Raw genomic sequence first — 10,359 nt, forward strand, 5'->3', positions numbered from 1 at the left:
ACCCCGGACGACCCGCCCGAGCCGACGCCGGAGCGCCGCCCGTTCCGGGCCTTCCTGCGCCGGGCGAGCTAGAGGGGTCGTACCCGATCCTGAGGGTCCCTTCGGGATGGCAGATCGGGGAGAAGCCGTGCCAGGGGCGAGGATGCCGGGCGAGCAGGGCCTCGAACAGCGCCGGGCGGCAGCGGAAATTGGTCGCCCGGAGCCGTGAGACGGCGTCGTGCACATCGAGGAGGCCGCGCCGCACGGCGAGGTCGACGATGCCGAGCGTGCCCGTGACGGCGCCCCCCCTGGCCCGGGCGGCGGCGACGCCGGCACGGCCATCCATGAGGATCAGGTCAGCCCCGAGCGCCGTCGCCAACCGGATGGCTTCCCGTTCCCCGGCATCCAGTGGCCCGAGCGACGGGTCCGACCCGACCGGATCGGGCTCGACCGCGAGCCAGGCCGGCGGCGCCGACATCCAGCGTCGCACGGCCGCGGGAGCTTCGGGATGGCGCAACTCCCGGCATACCGTATCGGGGATCGCGACCCCGGCCAGCAGCGTCGGCAGCACCGCGATCCGGTCGATCAGCACGAGATGATGGATCGGCCCGGCATCGGCGACGGCACGCAACGGATCACAGGCCGAGGCGGTCGAGATCGCGGCGGTCGTCGTCCAGGTCGGTGAGGTCGTAGTCGACGAAGACGTTGCGGGCCTTGAGGAAGGCGTCGAGCGCCGCACGGGTGCCGAACCCGAGCAGCGTGCGCAACTCGGGGGGCGTCAGCCGCCCGGCGCGAAACTCCTCGACCGCGAAGGCCTCCAGCGCGCGGCGCGCGAGGTCGCCGCCATCCGCGGCGAGGCGGCGGGCGAGGTCGTCGGGAATCGGGACCGTCACGTTCCCGCCGCGAGGCTACGCCGGGTCGCCCGATCCCGCAAAGCCCCGCGCGATTGCCAACCCCGGCCGGCGCGCCTAACCCGGCCGGCGCCTTCCCCGACAGATCCGCCCGAGACCGCCGATGCCCGATCCGATCCCGACGCTGCCCGGCCTGTCCGGCATCGCGGATGCCTACGACCTGATCCTGTGCGACGTCTGGGGCGTGCTGCACGACGGCACCCGCGCCCACACCGCCGCCGGCGCGGCGCTGATCGCCTTCCGCGAGCGGCCCGGCCCGCGCCCGCGCCGGGTGGTGCTGGTCTCGAACGCGCCCCGCCCCTGGGCCGGCGTGCAGCGCATCCTCGACGGCTACGGCGTGCCGCGCGCCGCCTACGACGCGATCCTGACCTCGGGCGACCTCACCCGCGAGCTGATCGCCCGGCGGCCGGGCGCGCGGATCCACCATCTCGGCCCGGAGCGCGACGGCCCGATCTTCGAGGGGCTCGACCTCACGCTGGTGCCGGCCGACGCCTGCGATCTCGTGGTCAACACCGGCCTGTTCGACGACGCCACCGAGACGGCCGAGGATTACCGGGCGACGCTGGCCGCGCTGAGGGCCCGCGACGTGCCGATGATCTGCGCCAACCCCGACCTCGTGGTCGAGCGCGACGGCCTGCTCATCCCCTGCGCCGGCCTGCTGGCCGAGGCCTATACCGCGATCGGCGGCGCGGTGACCTATGCCGGCAAGCCGCACCGGCCGGTCTACGAGGCCGCGCTCGCGCTCGCCGCCGGCCTCGACGCGGGCGCCGCGCCCGATCCCGCCCGCGTCCTGGCGGTGGGCGACGCGATCCGCACCGACATCGCCGGCGCGCGCGGGTTCGGCATCGCCAGCCTGCTCGTCGCCCGCGGCATCCACGCCGAGGAGCTCGGCGTCTCGGCCGCCCACCACACCCTCGGCGACGTCGCCGCCTGGCTCGCGCGCCAGCCGGTGCAGCCCGACGCGGTGATCGAGCGGCTCGTCTGGTAGCCCGCCGGCCGCGGCACGGCCCGCGCACGGCGGTGCGCGGTTTCGGGGCGGTCGATCGCCCCGGCGGCACAGCCGATCCCCACTTCGAGTTGCCCGACGATGCGCCGCCCCGCTTCCACGCCGCCCCGATCGGTCAGGCCCCTCGGATGAGCGGTCTCGCCCAGCGCGATCCGGCGGCCTGGCGCTCCCAGGACCGCATCGTCGCGCGCATCGGCTCGCTGCGGCAGCTCCAGCTGTTCAACGATCGCGGCGGCATCGCCGTCAACTTCGACATCCTGCGCTCGGCGGCGCCCGACATCCGCATCGCCGGCAGCCAGAGCGAGACCTTCAGCCTGTGGGAGACCGCCTCGGCGAGCGGATTCGTCACCAAGCCGAAATTCGACGCCGACCTCGTCACCATCCGCTTCGTCACGAGCGGCAGCATCGCCTACCGCTACCGGGCCGGCGAGGCCATCGGCCTGCCCTCCCACGCCACGCTGGTCGGCTTCGAGGACCTGCGCGAGGTCCAGGCCTCGAGCGGGTTCGGCGCCATCGGCGGGACGATCCCGGTCGCGGCCCTGACGGCCGCCAACGCGGCGCTGACGGGCGGCGGCGACCGCGGCTTCGCGCCGCTCGCGCCGATCGCCGCGATGACGACCCCCGGCATGCAGATGCTGTTCTGCACCCTGAGGCAGATCCATGCGCACAGCCACGGACCGAGCCGGCGCGGGAACCTGATCGTCCCGTTGATCCAGGAGATCCTGAGCTACCAGCTGCTCTCGGTCTGGCCGAAGCGGGACATGCCGGCGCCGCAGGAGAGCCAGGACGTGCCGCTCCGGCGCATCCGCGCCGCCCTCGACTACATCGAGGCGCACCTGTCCGACCCGCTGACGCTGGCCGACATCGCGGCCGCGGCCGGGATCAGCGTCCGCTCGCTGCAGGACAGGTTCCGGCAGGCGATCGGGCAGACGCCGGTGCAGTTCATCATCGATCGCCGCCTGCGGAAGGTCCACCACGACCTGACCGCGCGCGGCGGCGCGACGCTCTCGATCGCCGAGGTCGCGGCGCGGTGGGGGTTCGTCCACATGAGCGATTTCGGGCAGCGCTACCGGCGGCTGTACGGCTGCGCGCCGTCCGAGACGCGGCGCGACGCCGGCCGGCCGCGCTGAATGCGCCCCGGGCGGTGAGGGGCCCGCGGCGCTTCGGCCGCGGGCCCGGATGCGGAGGCCTGCCGGCCGAGCGCCGGGGCGCTATCGGGGCTGGCTATCAATATAGCGCAAGACAGTATAAATATCGCGCGAATTTGACACTTATAGTTTAAAATCGGATACCAACGTATGTGAGTGCAACTTCGATCCCATTTTGGATTCGATGTCCGGTCTCTCATCGATCGGCGGTCTCGAGGGCAGGTCCAAATCCTGCATCGTCGCCGGATCAGAGCTGCCGAATATATAGCGAACGGTCTTTGTAAGGTATTTATTCAAAATATACTGTAACTCATAGATCGATTATCCTACGCCCCTCGAGCGCGTCGCACGGGAACCCGCATGCTGGATCTTGCGAACAACGATGCCTGCACCCGCAAGACGATCCCGGCTCGTCCGCCGGCGGATCGCGATGCGGCCGTGACGACGCCCGGTTCGACCGCAGGCGCCGCCATGGCCCCCCGCGGCCGGCGCACGATGCAACCCGCGCACCGGCCGGGTCGCCCGGGCGCGGGCCGGCGCCCGACCCGGCCTGCCGCATGCCGGCCTTCCGCGCCGTCCCGCGCACGCCGGGCCGCGTGATGCCGATGCCCCATCGAGATCGACGCATGACAGAACTCCTGCCGTCGGAGCGCACCGCTCAGACGCTGAAGCGCATCGCCACGGCCCTGGGCTGCACCGTCGAGGAGCTGGTGAGCACCCGGGAGGGCGGCTGCCCGGCCCAGGAAACCCGGGAGCTGCTGACGCTGTGGGACGCGATCCGCAGCGACGCGGACCGCCGGATCGTGCTCGACACCGCCCGCGAGGTCGTGCGGGCGCAGGAGGCCTCCGCCGCGCCCTGAGGCCGGGGGCGGCTCCCGTGGCCAAGCCGCCACCTTATGATCGAGCGGCCGACTCGGGGCCAAGCGGCCAGGTTACGGCCAAGCTGCCATCTTGCGGCCCAGCCCGCCCCGGATGCTGTCGCCGACGGTCGCCGTCCGGACGAGGGCGGGACCACGAGGGGGCATCCCGATGACCGAATCCGTGCCGGCCCGCGCCGTGAAGGCCCACGACGAGCAGCGCCTGGAGCGCTCCGTCGCCGCGACGCTGCGGGTGATCGCCGCCGCCCATGCCGAGCGCGAGGCGCCTCCCGTCCACGCCGCCCGCCGGCGCCTCGGCGAGGTCTACGGCGCGACCCGCCTCGCCCGCCGGCTGGAGCGGGCGCAGCGCGCCTGACGGGAGGTTGCCGGGTCGGCGCCGCGGCGCTAACCCGATCCGCGATGCGGTATTATCTCGGCCTCGCCACCACCTTCCACGACCCGGCGCTCGCGCTGATCGGGCCCGACGGCACGGTCCTGTTCGCCGAGGGCGCCGAGCGCTTCCTGCAATACAAGCGCGCCCCGAACTGCGAGCCGGACCCGGCCACCCGCATGGTCGGGCTGCTCGCCGAGCTCGTGCCGGAAGGCTCCGAGCTCGTCGTCGCCTCGACCTGGGGCCAGCAATTCACCGAGTTCCTCGAGGGGCAGGGGCGCACCGGCGCCTTCACCCTCGAGGCCCTGGGCCGGCACGCGCCGGTGCTCAACCGCTCGTTCGTGCCCGAGCGCGCCGAGCGCATCTTCGTGGCCGAGATGGCGATCGCCCAGGCGCGCGCCGGCTACGGCACGCTGCTGGCCCTCGACCAGGAGACGCGGGGCCGCGGCGGCGCGGCGCGCGCGCGGATCGTGCGGCAGGACCGCTTCCCCCACCACCTCACCCACGCCGCCTACGCCCTGTGGGGCAGCCCGTTCTCGGACGCGACCGCGGTGATCGTCGACGGCATGGGCGAGACCGGCGCGGCCGCGCTCTACCGGATGGAGGCGGGCCGCATCGCCGAGGTGCGGCGCCACCGCGGCCGCGGCTCGGTCGGCTTCCTCTACGGGCTCGTCACGGACCTCGCCGGCTTCGACCAGCTCAAGGGCGAGGAATGGAAGATCATGGGGCTCGCGCCCTACGGCCGCTCCGATCCCGCGCTCGTCGCGCAGCTGCGCCGCCTGTACACGGCGGAGGGCGGCCGCCTGAAGTTCACCGACGACGCCACCGTGCGCGACGTGGTCGCGACGATCCTGAGCCGCCGCCCGGCCGATCTCGGCGAGGCCGGCTGGGCCGATCTCGCCAGGAGCGGCCAGGAGGTGTTTTCGGAGTTGATGGACATCCTCGTCGCCGAGGCCTGGGCGCTCAGCCCGCACGAGAACCTGGTGATCGCCGGCGGCTGCGGCCTCAACTCGTCCTACAACGGGCGGGTGCTCGAGCGCTCGAGCTTTTCCCGCCTGCACGTGCCGTCCGCGCCGGGCGACGACGGCAACGCCGTCGGCGCGGCCTGGCTCGCCTACGCCGCCGACAACCCGGGCTGGACCGGGCCGGCGCCGGAGGCGCGCCCGCTCACCCCCTATCTCGGCTCGCGCGTCTCGACCGCGCCGATGGAGCGGCTGGCCGAGTGGGAGCCGCGCGCGCGCAAGGTCGGCCATGCGGCGGCGACCCGGGAGGCGGCGCGGATCCTCGCGGCCGGCGGCCTCGTCGGCTGGGTCCAGGGCCGGGCCGAGTTCGGCCCGCGCTCGCTCGGCAACCGCTCGATCCTCGCCGACCCGCGGCCGGCGGGCGCGAAGGACGCGCTCAACGCCAAGGTGAAGTACCGCGAGGCCTTCCGGCCCTTCGCCCCCTCGATCCTGGCCGAGGCCGGCCCCGACTGGTTCGAGGCCTATGCCGACAGCCCGTACATGGAGCGCACCCTGGTCTGGCGCGAATCCAAGCGCGACCAGGTCCCGGCGGTGGTGCACGCCGACGGCACCGGCCGGCTCCAGAGCGTGACGCCGGCGCGCAACCCGGCCTACGCCGCGCTGATCGCCGCCTTCGCCGAGATCACCGGCGTGCCGATCCTGCTCAACACCAGCTTCAACGTGATGGGCAAGCCGATCCTCCACACGGCGGAGGACGCGATCCTGATGTTCACCACCACCGGCCTCGACGCCCTGGTGGTGGAGGACTGGATCGTGGTGAAGTGAGGGGTCGGGAGGCGCGCGGGAGCCTTACAGGACCATGGCGGTGCGCCCCGCGCGCATCCCCTCGCCCCGCACGCGGGGAGAGGGCCGCGACGACCCTGTCGTCGGCGCGGCGAGGCGGCAGCCGACGGTGAGGGGGCTTCGACGGCGGAGCCTCGTCCGGTGCCTTCCCCTCACCGCCGCTTCGGCTTCGCCTGCGCTTCCCGGCTACACGACGAGGTGCGGCCGGGCCTCTCCCCGCGTGCGGGGAGAGGGGAACCCGCACCCCATGCGATCCAGGTGAGATGGGGGAGCCGACGCCCCGCCTCAGAACAAGCCCGCGAGATCCGACAGCACCGCCACCGGCGCGAGGTCGGCGTACTCGTCCGGCTTCCCCGTGCGGTTGATCCAGGCGCAGGCGAAGCCGAAGGCGGTGGCGCCGGCGATGTCCCAGCGGTTCGAGGAGCAGAACAGCACCGCCTCGGCGGGCACGCCGAGGGCGTCGAGCGCCACGGCGTAGGCGCGCGGATGGGTCTTGAACACGCCGGCCGCGTCGGCCGAGAGCACCGCGTCGAGGCGGGACGCGAGGCCGGCCGAGGCGACCGAGCGGCCGAGCATGGCGTCGTCGCCGTTGGAGAGGATGGCGGTGGACAGGCCGCGCGCGCGCAGGCGCTCCAGCACGCCCGGCACCTCCCCGTAGGCGTCGAGGTCGCGATAGGCGTCGAGCAGCCGGTCGCGCAGGCCCGCGTCGACGTCCGGGTGGCTCGCCAGGGCGAAGTCCAGGGCCCGCTCGGTGAGCTGCCAGAACGGGGCGGTGCGGCCGATCAGCGACAGGGTCCAGCTGTATTCGAGCTGCTTCACCCGCCACAGCTCCGACAGCCGCGCCGCCGCCGGCCCGACGGCGTCGGCATGGCGCTGCACCGCCGAATGCACGTCGAACAGGGTGCCGTAGGCGTCGAACACCACGGCGCGGCGGCCGGCGAGAAGCGGTCTTTCCGACATCGCGGGCGCTACTTCTTCTCGAGCACCTCGATCGGGTTGGTGCGCTGGCTCGCGGCCGGCTCGCGCGTGAGGTTCTGGCTTCCCGCTTCCTGCGGGGCCACCTTGCCGCCCGGCGCGCCGGGACCGCCGGTGGCGGTGCCGCCGGAATTCGGCTGGGTCGGCACCGTGCCGCTGGCGAGCTCGAGGCAGGTCACCATCTCGACGTAGGACGGGTAGCCGCCGGCCTTGTACTGGTCCTCGCACTGGCGCTTGGCCGAGGGCGTGTAGTCGCCCCAGCGGCGCTCGGCCTCCTTCTTCGCGTCCCGCTCGGAGCGCAGGCAGCCCTCGATGTTGGCGTTGTCGCTGACGCTGACGTTGGCCCGGCTCGCCGACTGGCAGGTCTTCTTGATGTCGAGGTTCGGGACCGTGTCGGCCCGCGCGGCGGTGAAGGCCGCCGGTGCGGCGAGGAGGGCGAGCGCCAGGGCCCCGGTGAGCGCGGCGCCGGCAAGGATGCGTGTCGTCATGGTCCGCTCGTCGTCTCTCGGCGTGGGATGCTCGGAAGTTGTGAGGCACAACGCGCGGCACGCCGGAGGGTCCCGCCCGCGGGACAGGAATCCGAGCCCGCCGCGCTCAGGGGCCCGCGTGGGCGGCCCGGAGCGCCGCGTCGAGGTCGGCGAACAGGTCGTCGGGGTCCTCGAGCCCGGTCGAGAGGCGCAGCAGGTCGGGCGGGCACGGCGTGCCCGGTCCCTCGACCGAGGCGCGGTGCTCGATCAGGCTCTCGACGCCGCCGAGCGAGGTCGCGCGCTTCCACAGGCGCACGCGCGCGGCGGTGGCGATCGCCGCGGCCTCGCCCCCGGCCACCCGGATCGACAGCATCGCCCCGAACCCCTGGTCCATCTGCCGCGCGGCGACCGCGTGGCCCGGATCCTCGGGGAGCCCCGGATAGAGCACCCGGGCGACGTGGGCGTGCCGGGCGAGGCGGCCCGCGAGGTCGAGGGCGCCGGCCGATTGCGCGGCGGCGCGCAGGGGGAAGGTGCGCAGGCTCCGCATCAAGAGGTAGGCCTCGAACGGCCCGAGGATCGCGCCGCCGCTCGCGCGGATCGCGCCGATCCGGGTCCAGGCGGCGTCGCGGGCGGCGGTGGCGAGCACGCCGGCGATCACGTCGGAATGGCCGTTCAGGATCTTGGTGCCGGAATGCATGACGAGGTCGGCGCCGAGCCGCAGCGGCCGGGTGTGGAACGGCGAGGCGACGGTGGAGTCGACCGCCAGCCGCGCCCCGGCCGCATGGGCGATCTCGGCCGCGGCGGCGATGTCGGTGACCGTCCAGAGCGGGTTGCCGGGGGTCTCGATCCAGACGAGCTTGGTCCGGCCCGGCCGCATCGCGGCGCGCAGGGCGTCGAGGTCATCCATCGCCACGAAATCGAGGTCGAGCCGGCGCCGCGGCGCCTCCTCGCGCAGCCAGCGCTTGAGGGCCCAGTACATCACCGCCGGCGCGACCACGTGGTCGCCGGGCTCCAGCGCGCCGAACACCGCCGTCGCCGCCGCCATTCCGGAGCCGAACAGCATCGCGGCCGGCGCCTCCTCCAGCATCGCCAGCACGGCTTCCGCCTCGCGCACCGTCGCGTTGTCGGGCCGCGCGTAGGAGAAGCCGGAGGAATAGCCGTTGTCGGGGTCGCGGATGAAGGTGGTCGAGACGTGCAGCGGCGCCACCACCGCGCGGGTCACCGGCTCGACATGCCCCATCGCCTGGGCGGCGAGCGTCCGCTTCGACCATCCGGCGGCGCGAGGGTCGGCGTCGTCCGTCGGGTTGCGTGAGGTCATGGCCGCGTCCGATGTTGCGTGGCGGGAGATCGTTCGACGGTCCGGATTCGGCTCGCGCCGCGTCCCTTCCCTTCATCGTCCCTTCCCCGCACGAGGGGAGGAAGACGCGCGGGTTTCCTATAGCCTCCGAACGCCGCGGCTGCCACGATCCGGGCCGGGGCCGCCTCCGAGGTCCCCGTCGGGTTTCGTCCATGCAGACCGCCAGCCGCGCCGCGTCCACGCAAGCCTCGTCCACGCAAGCCTCGTCCACGCAAGCCTCGCCGACGCGGGTTCCGATCCGCCCGGCCCTTCCCTGGTGGCTGCGCCTGCCCGCCGCGATCCTGCCGGTGGGTGCGACCTCGCTCATTGGCGGGCTGTCGACGGCCCCCGAGATCGACGGGTGGTACGCCGGCCTCGCCAAGCCCGCCTTCAACCCGCCGAACGCGGCCTTCCCGATCGCCTGGACGATCCTCGACGTGCTGATGGTCGTCTCAGCTTGGCGCCTGCTCGGCGCCCGCCCGGCCACCGGCCCGTCGCGCCGGGGCTGGTGGCTGGCGATCGCCGCCTTCGGCGTGCAGCTCGCGCTCAACGCCGCCTGGACGCCGACGTTCTTCGCCCGCCACGCGCTGGGTGCCGGCCTGGTGGTGGTGGTGGCCCTCCTCGTGATGATCCTGTGGACGATCCGCCTGAGCTGGCGGATCGACCGGATCGCGGCGTGGCTTCTGGTGCCCTACGCCGCCTGGGTCGCCTTCGCGTCCCTGCTCAACGCGGCGATCTGGCGGCTGAACTGACGCGGCGCGCCGGCACCCCACGCCCCGGACCGTGGGGCCAAAAAATCCTCGCCGTCCGGCGTGGCGCCCCGGCCCGGCCCGATGCTGCCGTGCACCCATGCCCGCCGGTGACCGGCCCCGGTTCGTCGGCGTCGGCGCCTCCGGGGCCGAGGGCCTTCGCGACATCCGGGCGCTCCTCGTCGCCCTCCCGGCGCCGCTCCGGGCCGTCCTCCTCGTGCTGCTCCGCCCCTGGGACCGGCCGAGCCACCTCCGCGCGATCCTGGCGCAGGCCTGCCCGCCCCCGGTCCTGATCGCGGACGCGGGCGAACGCTTCGAGCCGGGCCGCATCGACATCGGCGAGCCGGCCCGGCACCCGATCCTGGCCGACCGCAGCTTCGGCGAGATCGTCGCCGACCCGATGCGGCTGCACGGCAACCGCACGGTCGACCTGCTCTTCCATTCCGTGGCCCGGCACGGCCGCGGGCGGATGATCGGCGTGGTGCTGTCCGGCTCCCTCGACGGCGGCGCCCGCGGGCTCGCCGCGATCCATCGCGCCGGCGGGCTCACCATGGTGCTCACGCCCGAGCCGCCGCCCCGCCACGGCATGCCCGAGAGCGCGATCGCTCGCGACGGCCCGATCGCCACGATCGGCAGCCCAAGGACGATCGCCGCGGCGATCGCGGCGGACGATCCTCCGGGGATCGCGGGGGAGGCGGCGCCGCAGGCGGAGCCGGCCCGCGCGCCGGCCGCGCC

At 74.0% G+C, this 10,359-nt stretch carries 12 protein-coding genes; 7 read left to right on the forward strand and 5 right to left on the reverse strand.

The window, feature by feature from the left end:
• Nucleotides 1-571, reverse strand: a 571-nt coding sequence (locus FV227_RS26245) for a DUF3368 domain-containing protein (protein ID WP_246686595.1), incomplete at its 3' end; no start/stop codon positions are given.
• Between the two features lie 43 nt (nucleotides 572-614).
• Complete coding sequence (locus tag FV227_RS26250) at nucleotides 615-872, reverse strand: UPF0175 family protein (protein WP_147729952.1); 258 nt, start codon at nucleotides 870-872, stop codon at nucleotides 615-617.
• A gap of 121 nt (nucleotides 873-993) precedes the next feature.
• Between FV227_RS26250 and FV227_RS26255 the strand changes: the two genes are divergently transcribed.
• The 5 genes from FV227_RS26255 (at nucleotide 994) to FV227_RS26275 (ending at nucleotide 6,079) form a co-directional block, all read left to right on the forward strand.
• A complete protein-coding gene (locus FV227_RS26255; protein WP_147860264.1) occupies nucleotides 994-1,878 on the forward strand; it encodes a TIGR01459 family HAD-type hydrolase in 885 nt (294 codons plus the stop codon).
• A 146-nt stretch (nucleotides 1,879-2,024) separates the two neighbouring features.
• Nucleotides 2,025-3,026, forward strand: a complete 1,002-nt coding sequence (locus FV227_RS26260) for an AraC family transcriptional regulator (protein WP_147860265.1) — start codon at nucleotides 2,025-2,027, stop codon at nucleotides 3,024-3,026.
• 644 nt (nucleotides 3,027-3,670) lie between these two features.
• A complete protein-coding gene (locus FV227_RS26265) occupies nucleotides 3,671-3,904 on the forward strand; it encodes a hypothetical protein (RefSeq protein ID WP_147730013.1) in 234 nt (77 codons plus the stop codon).
• 169 nt (nucleotides 3,905-4,073) lie between these two features.
• Nucleotides 4,074-4,277: a hypothetical protein gene (locus FV227_RS26270; RefSeq protein WP_147844666.1), complete on the forward strand. Its 204-nt coding sequence runs from the start codon at nucleotides 4,074-4,076 to the stop codon at nucleotides 4,275-4,277.
• Between the two features lie 44 nt (nucleotides 4,278-4,321).
• Nucleotides 4,322-6,079, forward strand: a complete 1,758-nt coding sequence (locus FV227_RS26275) for a carbamoyltransferase C-terminal domain-containing protein (protein ID WP_147860266.1) — start codon at nucleotides 4,322-4,324, stop codon at nucleotides 6,077-6,079.
• Nucleotides 6,080-6,382: 303 nt separating this feature from the next.
• Here FV227_RS26275 and FV227_RS26285 read toward each other — a convergent pair whose 3' ends face one another.
• The 3 genes from FV227_RS26285 to FV227_RS26295 all read right to left on the reverse strand — a co-directional run bounded on the left by FV227_RS26285 (nucleotide 6,383) and on the right by FV227_RS26295 (nucleotide 8,857).
• On the reverse strand, nucleotides 6,383-7,057 hold the full coding sequence (locus FV227_RS26285) for a haloacid dehalogenase type II (RefSeq protein ID WP_147860267.1): 675 nt from the start codon (nucleotides 7,055-7,057) through the stop codon (nucleotides 6,383-6,385).
• An 8-nt stretch (nucleotides 7,058-7,065) separates the two neighbouring features.
• Nucleotides 7,066-7,560 carry a hypothetical protein gene (locus tag FV227_RS26290; RefSeq protein WP_147860268.1) on the reverse strand — a complete coding sequence of 165 codons (495 nt, stop codon included), beginning with the start codon at nucleotides 7,558-7,560 and terminating at the stop codon, nucleotides 7,066-7,068.
• A 106-nt stretch (nucleotides 7,561-7,666) separates the two neighbouring features.
• Entirely contained in the window at nucleotides 7,667-8,857 is a 1,191-nt protein-coding gene (locus tag FV227_RS26295; protein WP_147860269.1) for an aminotransferase class V-fold PLP-dependent enzyme, read from the reverse strand.
• A gap of 191 nt (nucleotides 8,858-9,048) precedes the next feature.
• Between FV227_RS26295 and FV227_RS26300 the strand changes: the two genes are divergently transcribed.
• Both FV227_RS26300 and FV227_RS26305 read left to right on the forward strand, forming a co-directional pair.
• Nucleotides 9,049-9,627, forward strand: a complete 579-nt coding sequence (locus FV227_RS26300) for a TspO/MBR family protein (RefSeq protein ID WP_147729160.1) — start codon at nucleotides 9,049-9,051, stop codon at nucleotides 9,625-9,627.
• Nucleotides 9,628-9,724: 97 nt separating this feature from the next.
• On the forward strand, nucleotides 9,725-10,359 hold a 635-nt coding region (locus FV227_RS26305; protein ID WP_147860270.1), incomplete at its 3' end, for a chemotaxis protein CheB.

The sequence above is a fragment of the Methylobacterium sp. WL119 genome (assembly GCF_008039875.1).
Lineage (GTDB): Bacteria > Pseudomonadota > Alphaproteobacteria > Rhizobiales > Beijerinckiaceae > Methylobacterium.